Origin of the sequence: Pseudomonas sp. NFACC41-3 (assembly GCF_900109505.1) — a bacterium.
GTDB lineage: Bacteria > Pseudomonadota > Gammaproteobacteria > Pseudomonadales > Pseudomonadaceae > Aquipseudomonas > Aquipseudomonas chlororaphis.
In genome coordinates this window covers 361,513-374,975 of sequence record NZ_FOAE01000006.1, presented here as the reverse complement: position 1 = coordinate 374,975, position 13,463 = coordinate 361,513, and the positions used below count along the sequence as shown (strand labels likewise).

The following is a 13,463-nucleotide window of genomic DNA, read 5'->3' as shown; positions in this document are numbered from 1 at the left end:
CTACAGGCAACGATTCCACCAACAGGGCCAAGGCATGCCTCAACCGTTCATCTTTCGCACCGTCGACCTGGATGGCCAGACCATCCGCACCGCGGTACGCCCAGGCAAGCCTCACTTGACACCCTTGCTGATCTTCAATGGTATCGGCGCCAACCTGGAGCTGGTGTTTCCATTCGTCCAGGCTCTGGACCCGGACCTGGAAGTCATCGCCTTCGACGTACCGGGCGTGGGTGGCTCCTCGACGCCGAGCCGCCCCTACCGGTTTCCCGGCCTGGCCAAGCTGACCGCGCGCATGCTCGATTACCTCGACTATGGGCAGGTCAATGTGGTCGGGGTGTCCTGGGGCGGGGCACTGGCCCAGCAGTTCGCCTACGACTACCCCGAACGCTGCAAGAAACTGGTGCTGGCCGCCACCGCCGCGGGCGCCTTCATGGTGCCGGGCAAACCCAAGGTGCTGTGGATGATGGCCAGCCCACGGCGCTACATCCAGCCCTCCCATGTGATCCGCATCGCCCCCCTGATCTACGGCGGCTCGTTCCGCCGTGATCCCAACCTCGCCGCCGAACATGCCAGCAAGGTCCGCTCGGCGGGCAAGCTGGGCTACTACTGGCAATTGTTCGCCGGCCTCGGCTGGACCAGCATCCACTGGCTGCACAAGATCCATCAGCCGACCCTGGTGCTGGCCGGCGACGACGACCCGCTGATCCCGCTGATCAACATGCGCATGCTGGCGTGGCGCATTCCCAATGCCCAGCTACACATCATCGACGACGGGCATCTGTTCCTGATTACCCGGGCTGAGGCCGTGGCGCCGATCATCATGAAATTCCTCGAGGAGGAACGACAACGGGCAGTGATGCACCCGCATCCGACGCCGTTCAGCGGTACGTAGCAAAAAGCGTCTGCCGACAGGATCGTCGCGCGCGCAGGATGGTTCAGGACCGACTATGGTGTTTGTCTTGGTGTGCTTGTTGATGGCTTGACGAAGGAGTGTTGAAGCATGCGAGACAAACCAACGGCGGGCTCGTTGCCCACGCCCGCCACTTACATCACTGCCCAGAGTGCCATCACCGGCCTGCGTGGCCGTGACTTGTTGTCGACTCTGCGCAGCGTGGCCACTTACGGCCTGCGTAACCCGGTGCACAGCGCGCGCCATGCCTTGGCGCTAGGTGGCCAATTGGGCCGTGTACTGCTGGGCGAAACACTGCACAAACCCAACCCCCAGGACAACCGCTTCTCCGATCCGACCTGGAGCCTGAACCCGTTTTACCGACGCGGCCTGCAGGCCTATCTCAGCTGGCAGAAACAGATCAAAAGCTGGATCGACGACAGCGGCATGAGCGCGGACGACCGGGCCCGCGCGCACTTTGCCTTCAACTTGCTCAACGATGCGGTGGCCCCGTCCAACACCCTGCTCAATCCGCTGGCGATCAAGGAAATCTTCAACTCCGGCGGCAACAGCGTGATCCGCGGCATCAGTCATCTGGTCGACGACCTGCTGCATAACAACGGCCTGCCCAGCCAGGTCACCAAACAGGCCTTCGAGGTCGGCAGGAGCCTGGCCACCACTCCCGGTTCGGTGGTGTTTCGCAACGAGCTGCTGGAACTGATCCAGTACAAGCCGATGAGCGAAAAACAGTACGCCCGGCCCCTGCTGGTAGTGCCGCCGCAGATCAACAAGTTCTATATCTTCGACCTCAGCCCCACCAACAGCTTCGTGCAGTTCGCCCTGAAAAACGGCCTGCAGACCTTCATGATCAGTTGGCGCAACCCCGATGTCCGGCATCGTGAATGGGGCCTGTCGAGCTATGTCGAGGCCGTGGAGGAAGCCATGAATGCCTGCCGGGCGATCACCGGCAGTCGTGACGTGAACCTGATGGGTGCCTGTGCCGGCGGCCTGACCATTGCCGCCCTGCAAGGCCACCTGCAAGCCAAGCGACAACTGCGCCGGGTCGCCAGCTCCACCTACCTGGTCAGCCTGCTGGATAGCCAGCTGGACAGCCCGGCGACCCTGTTCGCCGACGAACAGACCCTGGAGGCAGCCAAGCGCCGCTCCTATCAACGCGGTGTGCTTGACGGTCGTGACATGGCCAAGGTGTTCGCCTGGATGCGGCCCAACGACCTGATCTGGAATTACTGGGTCAACAACTACTTGCTGGGCAAGGAGCCGCCCGCGTTCGACATCCTCTACTGGAACAACGACAACACCCGGCTGCCGGCTGCCTTTCATGGCGATCTGCTGGATTTCTTTAAGCACAACCCGATGACTCATCCCGGGGGCCTGGAAGTGTGCGGCACGCCAATCGACCTGCAAAAGGTCACGGTCGACAGCTTCAGCGTCGCCGGCATCAACGACCACATCACTCCCTGGGATGCGGTGTATCGCTCAACCCTGCTGCTGGGCGGCGACAAGCGCTTCGTGCTGTCCAACAGCGGGCATGTACAGAGCATCCTCAACCCGCCGAGCAACCCCAAGGCCAACTACGTCGAAAACGGCAAGCTCAGCAGCGACCCGCGGGCCTGGTACTACGACGCCAAGCACGTCGACGGCAGTTGGTGGACGCAATGGCTGGAGTGGATCCAGCAGCGTTCCGGCGCCCAGCGCGAAACCCTGATGACCCTGGGTAACCAGAATTACCCACCGATGGAGGCGGCGCCTGGCACCTACGTGCGCGTCCGCTGAATTTCCCCGCGCCGCGGCCCTAGGGTCGCGGCCTGACTGAACAACCAAGAAGACTGGATGAAAACCCGCGACCGGATACTCGAATGCGCCCTGCAACTGTTCAATCACAAGGGCGAACCCAATGTCTCGACCATGGAAGTTGCCAACGAAATGGGGATCAGCCCCGGCAACCTCTACTACCACTTTCACGGCAAGGAGCCGCTGGTCCTCGGGTTGTTCGAGCGCTTTCAGAATGAGCTGGCGCCCCTGCTCGATCCGCCCGCCGATGTGCACCTGGCTCCCGAAGACTACTGGCTGTTCCTGCACCTGATCGTCGAGCGCCTGGCGCACTACCGCTTCCTGTTCCAGGACCTGTCCAACCTGGCCGGACGCCTGCCGAAGCTGGCCAAGGGAATTCGCAACCTGCTCAACGCCCTGAAGCGCACCCTGGCCTCGCTGCTGGCCAGGCTCAAGGCTTCGGGCCAACTGGTCAGCGATACCCAGGCACTGGGGCAACTGGTGGAACAGATCACCATGACCCTGCTGTTCTCGCTGGACTATCAGCGCATTCTCGATCGCGAGGGCGAGGTACGGGTGGTGGTCTACCAGATCATGATGCTGGTGGCGCCGCACTTGCTGCCACCGGCGAAACTGGCCACCGAGCAGATGGCCCTGCGCTACCTCGACGAGCACGATTGACCGGTGCCGCAAGAGCCCCACGAACAAAAACGCCCGACCTTTGCAGGCCGGGCGTTTTTGTATGCCCCGAAAAACTCAGGACTGACTGGTTGGCGTCGCGGGTGCTGGCGCGGCAGTCGGGGTGACGGCAGGGGTTGGCGCCACTGCGGAGTTCGCAGGGCTGACCGGTGCTGCCGGCTTGGCGGCAACCGCAGGCTTCGGTGCAGCGGCCTTGGGTGCTGCCGGTTTCTTCACTGCTGGTTTTTTCGCTGCCGGTTTCGCGGCGGGCTTGGCCGCTGGTTTGGCAGCAGGTTTTGCCGCTGGCTTGGCGGCTACCGGCTTGGCGGCAGGTTTTGCAGCCGGCTTGGCCGCCGCAGTTTTGGCTGCCGGTTTCGCGGCAGGCTTGGCTGCTGCCTTGGCCGGAGCCTTGGCCGCTGCTTTAGCCAGAGGCTTGGCTGCCGGTTTGGCCGCTGCCGTCTTGGCCGCGATCGGAGCCACCTTGGCGCCTGTGAGTTTTTCGATCTGTTTGGTCAGGGTGTCGACCTTGCTGTGCAGCGCCTTGACTTCATTGCGGCTAGGCACGCCCAGACGCGAAATGGCACTGTTCAAGCGCTTGTCGAATGCACCTTCCAGCTCGTCCCACTTGCCCAGCGCGCGGTCCTTGACGCCACTGATGCGCGATTTTGCCGAGCTCGCGGAGTCCTTGGCGGCGTCGACTTTCTTGCCGACAGCGCTTTTGGTGAGCTTCTCGGCTTTCTCGCCATCCTTGACCAGCGACTCGAAAAGCTTGCTGCCGTCAGTGTCGATTTTCGAGTACACGCCTAAACCAGCAAGCCAGATTTTACGGGAGTAGTCTTCGACCTTCCCGATCCACGAGCTGCCTTCTTTTTCAGTATTCTTTTTACCAGCCATCCCGTTCTCCTTAATGTTTACGCGCGACACGTTCGAGCAATGCCGTCAGCTCATCGAGCTTAGCAGAGAGTGTCTCAACGTCATGTTTAGACGGAATGCCGATGCGATTCAAGGCACTTGCGACGCGCGTGTCAAAAGCCCTCTCGACTTTATCCAGCTGCACTTCGACTTTGCCTCTGAGACTGGTGACATCCCCCTTCACGCTATCAATCTGACTGTTGGCGGCCTCAAGTTGTTCAGTCACAACTTTTTTGCCTTTCTTTTCAATAGTTTGACCGGCTTTGACGAGCTCTTGAAAGTACTCGCTGCCCTCCTGGCCAACCTTGGTGTAGGCACCCAGGCCTGCCAGCCAGATCTTGCGGGCATAGGATTTGACTTCACTCAGAGTGGTTGATGCGGCATCAACTTTTTTCTTCAGAATTACTTTGGCCATAGTGCACCTCACGCGCAGAAGGTTTGAGGAACTGCCCGCAGGAAAGTGGGCTCAGGCACAAAGTAGTGAGAAAAATTAGAATCGGCACCCTAACCAATGTCATAAAAGAGTGGACGATTATTGGAGAAACCAGCTCGCCAGCGATGCTTTCCCAGGCGTCATGACAACACCCGAAATCGCCGGCAAGCCGACTTCCGCGAAAGCGCCTCAGACCAGGGCTTTATCCAGCGCCTTTTCGATTTCCGACTTGATCATGCCGCTCATGGCGGACATCAACAGGCCCAGCTCGACATCGACCCTGATCGAATCGTCGCCCACCTGCACCGCACCTTTGACCCCCGAACGCTTGAGGTTCAGGGTATCGCCCGACCATTGCGGCTCCAGGCCATACTGATCGGCCAGTTTCTGCGCCAACTGGTCAGCCTTTTCGCGGGCTGCCTCCTTACCCAGGCCGTGGGCACGCTCAACACTTATACGGGCCATTGAATGACTCCTGATTTATCGGGACTTGCCTTGAGCGTCTTGAGCTGCGCTGCGTCAAAACGCCCCGGCGCTTCACTATCTTACATTCAGCCTTGCCAAGACAAAGACCGCCACCGGGATTAGAATGTCCCGCATTCTCTTTTGGTGACAGCGATATGACTGATCAGCGCAAAGGCAGCGATGCCGAACCCACCACTCACTTCGGCTTCAAAAACGTTCCGGAAAGCCAGAAGGCGGAAAAAGTCGCTGAGGTGTTCCACTCGGTAGCCGCCAAGTACGACCTGATGAACGACGTACTGTCCGGTGGCATGCATCGCCTGTGGAAACGCTTCACGATCGAATTGTCCGGCGTTCGCCCCGGCAATCGCGTGCTGGACATCGCCGGCGGCACCGGTGACCTGACCCGCAAGTTCTCCCATCTGGTGGGCCCTACCGGCCAGGTGGTGCTGGCCGACATCAACGCCTCCATGCTCAAGGTCGGTCGCGACCGCCTGCTCGACAAGGGCGTGGCCGGCAACATCGAGTTCGTTCAGGCCGACGCGGAAAAACTGCCGTTCCCGGACAACCATTTCGACGTCGTGACCATCGCCTTCGGCCTGCGCAACGTGACCCACAAGGAAGATGCCCTGCGCTCGATGCTGCGGGTACTCAAGCCCGGTGGCCGCCTGCTGGTGCTGGAATTCTCCAAGCCGACCAACGCCCTGATGTCCAAGGTCTACGACGCCTACTCGTTCGCCTTCATGCCACTGGCCGGCAAGCTGATCACCAACGACTCGGAAAGCTATCGCTACCTGGCCGAATCGATCCGCATGCACCCGAATCAGGAAACCCTGAAGTCGATGATGATCGAGGCCGGTTTCGATCGCGTGACCTACCACAACATGACCGCGGGCATCGTCGCCCTGCACCGCGGCATCAAACCCTGATGTTGTTCAGCGGCCTGCTCGCCAGCGTCGAACACGGCCTCAACCGTGTACTGCGTCTCGACAGCACGGCTTTGCCACGCTTGCAGCCTTTGAACGGCAAGGTCATCGCCGTCGATTGCCGCAGCCCGAGCGTGCAGTTGTTCGTCATTCCCGGCGACGAGGGCCTGACCCTCGCTGCGCATTGGGCCGCCGACGCCGACTGCACCCTGCGGGCGCCGGCCTCGAGCCTGGTGCGCCTGGCCCTGAGCCAGGACAAGACCGCGGTGCTGCACGGTCCCGAGGTCGAGCTGGAAGGCGACAGCGGCGTGCTGCTGGAACTGGCGGCCGTCCTCCAGGACCTGGAGCTGGACTGGGAATACGAACTCTCGCGTTGGCTCGGCCCGGTGGCCACCCAGCTGTTCAGCGGCCATATCCGTAGCCGCGCGCGCTGGTACCGCCAGGGTTTCGCCAGCCTGAACCAGAACCTTGCCGAATACCTGGCCGAAGAGTCGCGCACCCTGGTGGGCCAGCGCGAAGCCGAAGCCCGTTTCAGCGAACTGGACCGGGTCAAGCTCGACCTGGAACGTCTCGAGGCGCGCTTCGAGCGCCTTTCCCGATCCCTTGACCCAAGCGATAACGCATGAAGCTGCTTGCCGTCCGCCGTTTGTTGCGCATCCAGCGCGTCGTGATCCGCTACCGCCTCGATGACCTGCTGTTCGCCCTGCCACTGCCCTGGTTCCTCCTGGCGCTGCGCTACGCCTTGCCCTGGCGCTGGTTCCCGCGCAAGCCACTGGAACTGAGCCGCGGCGCACGCCTGCGCCTGGCCTTGCAGGACCTGGGACCGATCTTCATCAAGTTCGGGCAGATTCTCTCGACCCGCCGCGACCTGCTGCCCGAAGACATCGCCGACGAGCTGATGCTGCTGCAGGACCGCGTACCGCCCTTCGACTCGAAGAAGTCGGTGGCGCTGATCGAGGAGCAACTGGGCAAGAAAATCAGCGAGGTGTTCAGCCGCTTCGATATCGAGCCCCTGGCCTCCGCCTCGGTGGCGCAAGTCCATGCCGCCCAGCTCAAGAGCGGCGAAGAGGTGGTGGTCAAGGTCATCCGCCCAGGCCTCAAGCCAGTCATCGCGCAGGATCTGGCCTGGCTGTTCATCCTCGCCCGCGCCGCCGAGAAGGTCTCGGCCGACGCCCGCCTGTTGCACCCGGTGGACGTGGTCAGCGACTACGAAAAGACCATCTACGACGAACTCGACCTGTTGCGCGAAGCGGCCAACGCCAGCCAGCTCAAGCGTAACTTCGAAGGCTCGCCACTGCTCTACGTGCCGCAGGTCTACTGGGACTGGTGCCGGCCGAAAGTGCTGGTCATGGAACGCATCTACGGGATCCAGGTGACCGACCTGGCCACCCTCGCCGACCAGCGCACCGACATGAAAATGCTCGCCGAGCGCGGCGTGGAGATATTCTTCACCCAGGTGTTCCGCGACAGTTTCTTCCACGCCGACATGCACCCGGGCAACATCTTCGTCAGCACCGTGCAGCCCTGGAGCCCGCAGTACATTGCCATCGACTGCGGCATCGTCGGCAGCCTGACTCCGGAAGACCAGGACTACCTGGCCCGCAACCTGTTCGCGTTCTTCAAGCGCGATTACCGGCGCGTGGCGCAGTTGCACATCGATTCGGGCTGGGTGCCGGCAGAGACCAAACTCAACGAATTCGAAGCGGCGATCCGTACCGTGTGCGAGCCGATCTTCGAAAAACCGTTAAAGGATATTTCCTTCGGCCAGGTGCTGATGCGCCTGTTCCAGACCGCTCGCCGCTTCAACATGGAAGTGCAGCCGCAGCTGGTGCTGCTGCAAAAGACCCTGCTGAACATCGAAGGCCTGGGCCGCCAGCTGTACCCGGAGCTGGACCTGTGGAACACCGCCCAGCCGTTCCTCGAACGCTGGATGCGCGAGCGCGTCAGCCCGAAAGCCTTGCTGGGCAACCTGCACAGCCAGGTCGAGCAACTGCCGCACCTGGCCAACATGACCCGCGACTTGCTCGAACGCATGTCCCAGCCCCATGCCCAGGACCCTTCTCCTCCCTGGAAACGGCGCAAGGACGACTGGTTCCTGCGCCTTCTCGGCGCGGCGCACCTGGGCGGTGGGGCGATCCTCGCGGCCGGCGGACCGCTGAACGGGCTGGGTCACTGGCCGGCTGGAATCATGATTGCCGTGGGCTTGTATCTGGTCGTGCGCCGATAGCCAGCCGGGCTAGCGGCTGGCACACTGTTTCCCATCGCCGAGGCTCGACGAGCGCGTCGAGCCCTGTTGTCGGAGTCGAAGATGAAAGATTGGCTGGACGAGATCAAATGGGACGCTGACGGCCTGGTGCCAGCCATCGCCCAGGATCACAAGACCGGGCGCGTGCTGATGATGGCCTGGATGAACCGCGAGGCGCTGAGCCTGACCGCTGCCGAAAACCGTGCCATCTACTGGTCACGTTCGCGTGGCAAGCTATGGCGCAAGGGAGAAGAGTCCGGGCATGTGCAAAAGCTCCATGAAATGCGCCTGGACTGCGATGCCGACGTCATCATCCTGATGGTCGAACAGATCGGCGACATTGCCTGCCATACAGGCCGCCAGAGCTGCTTCTACCGCGTTTATGAAAACGGCGACTGGAAAACGGTCGATCCGGTACTCAAAGACCCGCACGCGATCTATCAAGCAGGACACTGAACATGAGCGATACCCTGACCCGTCTGGCCCAGGTGCTGGAAGAGCGCAAAGGCGCCGCCGCCGACACTTCCTATGTCGCCAGCCTGTACCACAAGGGCCTGAACAAGATTCTGGAAAAAGTCGGCGAGGAATCGGTGGAAACCATCATCGCCGCCAAGGACGCCGCCCACAGCGGCGACTGCAGCGATGTGATCTACGAAACCGCCGACCTGTGGTTCCACACCATGGTCATGCTCGCCCAGCTGGGGCAGCATCCGCAGGCCGTTCTCGATGAACTGGACCGGCGCTTCGGTTTGTCCGGACACGCCGAGAAAGCCTCGCGTCCGTCCGCCTGAACATCATTTAGAGAGGAAACGCAGCATGGGCATTTTTGACTGGAAACACTGGATCGTCATCCTGGTTGTCGTGGTGCTGGTGTTCGGCACCAAGAAACTGAAAAACCTCGGCACCGACGTCGGCGAATCGATCAAGGGCTTTCGCAAGGCCATGAACGACGACGAAAAACCCGCCGAACCCGGCGTGCCACCGACCGCCCAGCCTGCTCCGCCGGTCCAGCCGCAAAGCGCTCCGTTGAACCAGCCGCACACCATCGACGTGCAGGCGCAAAAAGTCGAAGAGCCGACCCGCAAAGACTCGTGAGCACTGACTAATGTTTGGTATCAGCTTCTCTGAACTGCTGCTCGTCGGCCTGGTGGCCCTGCTGGTGCTCGGCCCCGAGCGTCTGCCGGGTGCCGCGCGCACGGCAGGCCTGTGGATCGGCCGCTTGAAGCGCAGCTTCAATGCGATCAAGCAGGAAGTTGAACGGGAAATCGGTGCCGATGAAATTCGTCGGCAACTGCACAACGAACACATTCTGTCGCTGGAACAGGAAGCGCGGAAGATCCTCAATCCGACCCAGCAACAACCGACACCGGTCGAGCCCGTGGCCGAGCAGAGCATTCATGCGCCCGCCGCGGCGCCTGAAGCACCAGCCAGCGCGACCACGGCGAGCCCCACTGCCGCAACTGCACCGGCCGAACCGGCTGCGCCCGTGACAACGCCTGTCACGCCAGCCCCCCACGACCCTACTTTGCCGCCGCGAGCCCCATGAGCGATATTCCGGAAAACGACCAACATATGCCGCTGGTGTCGCACCTCACCGAGTTGCGCACCCGGTTGCTGCGCTGCGTGGCGGCGATCTTCCTGATCTTCGGCGGGCTGTTCGCCTTCACCCAGCAGATCTACACCATCGTCTCCACGCCGCTGCGCCAGTACCTGCCGGCGGGCGCAACGATGATCGCCACCGACGTGGCGTCGCCGTTCCTGACCCCGCTCAAGCTGACAATGATGGTCTCGCTGTTCCTGGCGATCCCGGTGATCCTGCACCAGATCTGGGGTTTCATCGCCCCCGGCCTGTACAAGCATGAAAAGCGCATCGCCGTACCGCTGCTGGTCTCCAGCATCCTGTTGTTCTACATCGGCATGGCCTTCGCCTACTTCCTGGTGTTCCCGCTGATCTTCAAGTTCTTCGCCGCGGCCACCCCGGCCGGCGTGGAAATGATGACCGACATCACCAGCTACCTCGACTTCGTCATGACCCTGTTCTTCGCCTTCGGCGTGGCGTTCGAGATCCCGGTGGCGGTGGTGCTGCTGGTGTGGATCGGCGTGGTCAACGTTGCCTACCTGAAGAAGATCCGCCCGTACGTAATCATCGGCTGCTTCGTGGTCGGCATGATCCTGACCCCGCCGGACATTTTCTCCCAGACCTTGCTGGCAGTACCGATGTGGCTGCTGTTCGAGATCGGCATCCTGTTCGGCAGCCTGATCAGCAAGCGCGGCGACCATCCGGACGACCAGCCGGCTGAAGATCACAACGACCAGCCGCCAGCGACCCAAGCGTGAACCTGCTGCTTCTTGAAGAGGCCGACTTCATCGCGGCCGACCGGGTGATCCTGCGCGATCGCCGCCTGACCCACATGCAGGAAGTCCATCGGGCCGCGGTGGGCGACAGCCTGCGGGTCGGCCGTATCGGCGGCCTGATGGGCTCGGCCGAACTGCTGCGCCTGGAGCCCGGGGAAGCCGAACTGCGAGTCAGCCTCGACCAGCCGCCGCCGACCAAGCTGCCCCTGACCCTGGTGCTGGCCCTGCCCCGTCCGAAAATGCTCCGCCGGGTGCTGCAAACCGTCGCCGCCATGGGTGTGCCCCGGCTGGTGCTGGTGAACAGCTACCGAGTCGAGAAAAGCTTCTGGCAAACCCCGTTCCTCGAACCCGAGGCGATTCGCGAGCAACTGATTCTTGGCCTGGAACAGGCCCGCGACAGCGTGCTGCCGGAAGTGGTCATCGAAAAGCGCTTCAAACCTTTCGTCGAAGACCGTCTGCCAGCGCTGGTCGAAGGCACCCTCGGCCTGGTCGGCCATCCCGGCCAATACCCGGCCTGCCCTCGCGGCCTGGATGAGCCGGTGACCCTGGCCATCGGCCCGGAAGGCGGCTGGATCCCCTACGAAATCGACCTGCTGGGCAAGTCCGGCCTACAACCGGTGCAGCTCGGCGAGCGTATCCTGCGGGTCGAAACCGCCGTCACCGCCCTTCTCGCCCGCCTCTTCTGATTAGCCCCCACTCCCGTAGGAGTGAGGCTGGCCCGCGATAGCGATGTGCCTGACACCGCGCCATCGCGGGCAAGCCTCGCTCTGCTTCAGATTTATCTGATCAAGCCGATAACCTGGGTACAAAACCTATTAATCGCCCAAGGGAGTTCGCGGCATGTACCGTTGGTTAGCCCAGAGTCTGGGAAATGTGAGCGTCAACCTCAAACTCGGCGTTGGCTTCGGCCTGGTGCTGCTACTGACCCTGCTGATCACCACGACCGGCTGGCTGGGCCTGGGCAATGTGATCGAGCGCGGCGACAAGCTGGGCTACATCTCCACCCTCAACGAGCTGACCAAGGACCTGCGCATCGCGCGCCTGGACTATGAAATGCGCCGTGGCGAGCAGGGGCCGGGGGCCGTCAGCGAGTTGCTGAACAAACTCGACGAAGGCTTGCAACGCGCACGCAAGATGCTGGAAATGCCTGAAAGCATCGCCATGATCGACCAACAGATCGCCGCCGTCAGCGAGTACAAGCTGGCCTTCGCCGACATGACCCGCGCCACCGCCAGCCGTGAAGCCGCCCGCGCCAAACTGGGCGCCACCGCCGATAATGCCGTGGCCCGGGTAGCCGAAGTGGAGAAATCCATGCTGCAGGGCGACAGCGTGGCGCAGTTCAATAGCGTCATCGACCTGAGCAAACTGATCCAGCAGGCGCGTTTCCAGGTCCGCGGCTACACCTACAGCGGCAAGGCCGAGGCCGAACAGCCGGCGCTGGACGCTATCGACAACGCCCTGAACAACCTCGCCAGCCTGCCGGCCAAGCTGCCGGAACAGCACCTGGCCAACCTGCAACAGGCCACCGACGCCCTGAAAGGCTATCGCTCGGCGGTCAGCGACTTCCGCGACTCCCAGGTGGCCAGCGCCGCCGCACTCAAACGCATGGCAGCCCAGGGCGACCGCCTGATGGACGTCAGCAAGCAGCTGACCGCCGCGCAAACCCACAAACGCGACAGCGATGCCGCCCAGGCCAGAAGCACCCTGGCCATCGTCACCGCGCTGGCCCTACTGTTCGGCCTAGTCGCCGCCTGGAGCATCACCCGGCAGATCGTCATCCCGCTGCGCCAGACCCTCAAGGTGGTCGAGCGTGTCGCCTCGGGCGATCTCAGCGAGAACCTGCAGGTCGAGCGGCGCGACGAGCTCGGCCAGCTGCAACAGGCCATGCAACGCATGACCCTGAGCCTGCGCGAGCTGATCGGCGGCATCAGCGATGGCGTCACCCAGATTGCCAGCGCCGCCGAGCAGCTGTCGGCGGTGACCGAACAGACCAGCGCCGGGGTCAACAGCCAGAAAGTCGAGACCGACCAGGTCGCCACCGCCATGAATGAAATGGCCGCCACGGTCCAGGAAGTCGCGCGCAACGCCGAAGAAGCCTCGGAAGCGGCGGTCGCCGCCGATCAGCAGGCCCGCGAAGGCGACAAGGTGGTCGGCGAGGCCATCGCGCAGATCGAGCGCCTGGCCGCCGAGGTTGGCAATTCCACCGCCGCCATGGGCCACTTGAAGCAGGAAAGCGACAAGATCGGCAGCGTGCTCGACGTGATCAAGTCGGTCGCCCAGCAGACCAACCTGCTGGCCCTCAACGCCGCCATCGAAGCCGCCCGCGCGGGCGAAGCCGGTCGCGGTTTCGCCGTGGTCGCCGACGAGGTGCGCAGCCTGGCGCAGCGCACCCAGAAGTCCACCGAAGAGATCGAGGAGCTGATCGTCGGCCTGCAGAACGGCACCCAGGAAGTGGCCAACATCATGGACAACAGCCGCAGCCTGACCGACAGCAGCGTCGAACTGACCCGCCGTGCCGGCGGCTCGCTGGAAAACATCACCCGCACCGTCTCGGCGATCCAGGCGATGAACCAGCAGATCGCCGCCGCGGCCGAACAGCAGAGCGCGGTGGCCGAGGAAATCAACAGAAGCGTGCTGAACGTGCGTGACGTGTCCGAGCAGACCTCGGCAGCCAGTGAAGAGACAGCGGCCTCCAGCGTCGAGCTGGCGCGCCTGGGGACCCATCTGCAGACCCTGGTCGGGCGCTTCCGGGTCTGAACCAGGACGACGGCG

The 13,463-nt window shown here is 62.7% G+C and carries 16 protein-coding genes; 13 read left to right on the top strand and 3 right to left on the bottom strand.

Going from position 1 to position 13,463, the window contains the following annotated elements:
* Positions 1-34: 34 nt before the first annotated feature.
* From phaZ to BMY68_RS26270, 3 genes are all read left to right on the top strand, one after another.
* Positions 35-892, top strand: coding sequence for a poly(3-hydroxyalkanoate) depolymerase (phaZ, locus tag BMY68_RS26280; protein ID WP_007925872.1), 858 nt, complete (start codon positions 35-37; stop codon positions 890-892).
* A gap of 108 nt (positions 893-1,000) precedes the next feature.
* On the top strand, positions 1,001-2,683 hold the full coding sequence (gene phaC, locus BMY68_RS26275; protein ID WP_009041812.1) for a class II poly(R)-hydroxyalkanoic acid synthase: 1,683 nt from the start codon (positions 1,001-1,003) through the stop codon (positions 2,681-2,683).
* 57 nt (positions 2,684-2,740) lie between these two features.
* Positions 2,741-3,361, top strand: a complete 621-nt coding sequence (locus tag BMY68_RS26270; RefSeq protein ID WP_009041811.1) for a TetR/AcrR family transcriptional regulator — start codon at positions 2,741-2,743, stop codon at positions 3,359-3,361.
* 75 nt (positions 3,362-3,436) lie between these two features.
* Here the strand turns inward: BMY68_RS26270 and BMY68_RS26265 are convergent, their stop codons facing one another.
* The 3 genes from BMY68_RS26265 to BMY68_RS26255 all read right to left on the bottom strand — a co-directional run bounded on the left by BMY68_RS26265 (position 3,437) and on the right by BMY68_RS26255 (position 5,168).
* Positions 3,437-4,252: a phasin family protein gene (locus BMY68_RS26265; RefSeq protein WP_085533507.1), complete on the bottom strand. Its 816-nt coding sequence runs from the start codon at positions 4,250-4,252 to the stop codon at positions 3,437-3,439.
* A 10-nt stretch (positions 4,253-4,262) separates the two neighbouring features.
* Positions 4,263-4,685, bottom strand: coding sequence for a phasin family protein (locus BMY68_RS26260; protein ID WP_009041809.1), 423 nt, complete (start codon positions 4,683-4,685; stop codon positions 4,263-4,265).
* 207 nt (positions 4,686-4,892) lie between these two features.
* Positions 4,893-5,168: a polyhydroxyalkanoic acid system family protein gene (locus BMY68_RS26255; protein ID WP_007925878.1), complete on the bottom strand. Its 276-nt coding sequence runs from the start codon at positions 5,166-5,168 to the stop codon at positions 4,893-4,895.
* 155 nt (positions 5,169-5,323) lie between these two features.
* On the opposite strand from BMY68_RS26255, the gene ubiE reads away from it, so the two are divergent.
* The 10 genes from ubiE to BMY68_RS26205 all read left to right on the top strand — a co-directional run bounded on the left by ubiE (position 5,324) and on the right by BMY68_RS26205 (position 13,448).
* Positions 5,324-6,094, top strand: coding sequence for a bifunctional demethylmenaquinone methyltransferase/2-methoxy-6-polyprenyl-1,4-benzoquinol methylase UbiE (gene ubiE, locus BMY68_RS26250; RefSeq protein WP_009041808.1), 771 nt, complete (start codon positions 5,324-5,326; stop codon positions 6,092-6,094).
* Positions 6,094-6,717: a ubiquinone biosynthesis accessory factor UbiJ gene (locus BMY68_RS26245; RefSeq protein WP_009041807.1), complete on the top strand. Its 624-nt coding sequence runs from the start codon at positions 6,094-6,096 to the stop codon at positions 6,715-6,717. Before ubiE ends, BMY68_RS26245 begins: the two co-directional genes overlap by 1 nt.
* Positions 6,714-8,318 carry a ubiquinone biosynthesis regulatory protein kinase UbiB gene (gene ubiB, locus BMY68_RS26240; protein WP_009041806.1) on the top strand — a complete coding sequence of 535 codons (1,605 nt, stop codon included), beginning with the start codon at positions 6,714-6,716 and terminating at the stop codon, positions 8,316-8,318. Before BMY68_RS26245 ends, ubiB begins: the two co-directional genes overlap by 4 nt.
* An 81-nt stretch (positions 8,319-8,399) precedes the next feature.
* Complete coding sequence (gene hisI, locus BMY68_RS26235; RefSeq protein ID WP_007925882.1) at positions 8,400-8,792, top strand: phosphoribosyl-AMP cyclohydrolase; 393 nt, start codon at positions 8,400-8,402, stop codon at positions 8,790-8,792.
* A gap of 2 nt (positions 8,793-8,794) precedes the next feature.
* The gene (locus BMY68_RS26230) at positions 8,795-9,127 is read left to right on the top strand and encodes a phosphoribosyl-ATP diphosphatase (protein WP_007925883.1); all 333 of its coding nucleotides are present in this window, start codon (positions 8,795-8,797) and stop codon (positions 9,125-9,127) included.
* Between the two features lie 25 nt (positions 9,128-9,152).
* On the top strand, positions 9,153-9,431 hold the full coding sequence (locus BMY68_RS26225; RefSeq protein ID WP_007925884.1) for a twin-arginine translocase TatA/TatE family subunit: 279 nt from the start codon (positions 9,153-9,155) through the stop codon (positions 9,429-9,431).
* A gap of 10 nt (positions 9,432-9,441) precedes the next feature.
* The gene (gene tatB / locus BMY68_RS26220) at positions 9,442-9,882 is read left to right on the top strand and encodes a Sec-independent protein translocase protein TatB (RefSeq protein WP_009041805.1); all 441 of its coding nucleotides are present in this window, start codon (positions 9,442-9,444) and stop codon (positions 9,880-9,882) included.
* Entirely contained in the window at positions 9,879-10,673 is a 795-nt protein-coding gene (tatC, locus tag BMY68_RS26215; protein ID WP_053259344.1) for a twin-arginine translocase subunit TatC, read from the top strand. The genes tatB and tatC overlap by 4 nt, the downstream gene beginning before the upstream one ends.
* Entirely contained in the window at positions 10,670-11,377 is a 708-nt protein-coding gene (locus BMY68_RS26210) for a 16S rRNA (uracil(1498)-N(3))-methyltransferase (protein ID WP_009041803.1), read from the top strand. The genes tatC and BMY68_RS26210 overlap by 4 nt, the downstream gene beginning before the upstream one ends.
* Before the next feature lie 154 nt (positions 11,378-11,531).
* Positions 11,532-13,448 (top strand): methyl-accepting chemotaxis protein, encoded by a 1,917-nt coding sequence (locus BMY68_RS26205; RefSeq protein ID WP_085533505.1) that lies wholly within the window; start codon positions 11,532-11,534, stop codon positions 13,446-13,448.
* The last annotated feature ends 15 nt before the right edge of the window (positions 13,449-13,463 follow it).

What these genes read in the sequence shown, in the direction of transcription:
- phaC (WP_009041812.1), top strand. Translation starts at nt 1,001, where the DNA reads ATGCGAGACAAACCAACGGCGGGCTCGTTGCCCACGCCCGCCACTTAC.
- BMY68_RS26225 (WP_007925884.1), top strand. Translation starts at nt 9,153, where the DNA reads ATGGGCATTTTTGACTGGAAACACTGGATCGTCATCCTGGTTGTCGTG.
- BMY68_RS26230 (WP_007925883.1), top strand. Translation starts at nt 8,795, where the DNA reads ATGAGCGATACCCTGACCCGTCTGGCCCAGGTGCTGGAAGAGCGCAAA.
- tatB (WP_009041805.1), top strand. Translation starts at nt 9,442, where the DNA reads ATGTTTGGTATCAGCTTCTCTGAACTGCTGCTCGTCGGCCTGGTGGCC.
- BMY68_RS26255 (WP_007925878.1), bottom strand. Translation starts at nt 5,168, where the DNA reads ATGGCCCGTATAAGTGTTGAGCGTGCCCACGGCCTGGGTAAGGAGGCA.
- BMY68_RS26265 (WP_085533507.1), bottom strand. Translation starts at nt 4,252, where the DNA reads ATGGCTGGTAAAAAGAATACTGAAAAAGAAGGCAGCTCGTGGATCGGG.
- BMY68_RS26260 (WP_009041809.1), bottom strand. Translation starts at nt 4,685, where the DNA reads ATGGCCAAAGTAATTCTGAAGAAAAAAGTTGATGCCGCATCAACCACT.
- hisI (WP_007925882.1), top strand. Translation starts at nt 8,400, where the DNA reads ATGAAAGATTGGCTGGACGAGATCAAATGGGACGCTGACGGCCTGGTG.
- tatC (WP_053259344.1), top strand. Translation starts at nt 9,879, where the DNA reads ATGAGCGATATTCCGGAAAACGACCAACATATGCCGCTGGTGTCGCAC.
- BMY68_RS26245 (WP_009041807.1), top strand. Translation starts at nt 6,094, where the DNA reads ATGTTGTTCAGCGGCCTGCTCGCCAGCGTCGAACACGGCCTCAACCGT.
- ubiB (WP_009041806.1), top strand. Translation starts at nt 6,714, where the DNA reads ATGAAGCTGCTTGCCGTCCGCCGTTTGTTGCGCATCCAGCGCGTCGTG.
- BMY68_RS26205 (WP_085533505.1), top strand. Translation starts at nt 11,532, where the DNA reads ATGTACCGTTGGTTAGCCCAGAGTCTGGGAAATGTGAGCGTCAACCTC.
- BMY68_RS26270 (WP_009041811.1), top strand. Translation starts at nt 2,741, where the DNA reads ATGAAAACCCGCGACCGGATACTCGAATGCGCCCTGCAACTGTTCAAT.
- ubiE (WP_009041808.1), top strand. Translation starts at nt 5,324, where the DNA reads ATGACTGATCAGCGCAAAGGCAGCGATGCCGAACCCACCACTCACTTC.
- phaZ (WP_007925872.1), top strand. Translation starts at nt 35, where the DNA reads ATGCCTCAACCGTTCATCTTTCGCACCGTCGACCTGGATGGCCAGACC.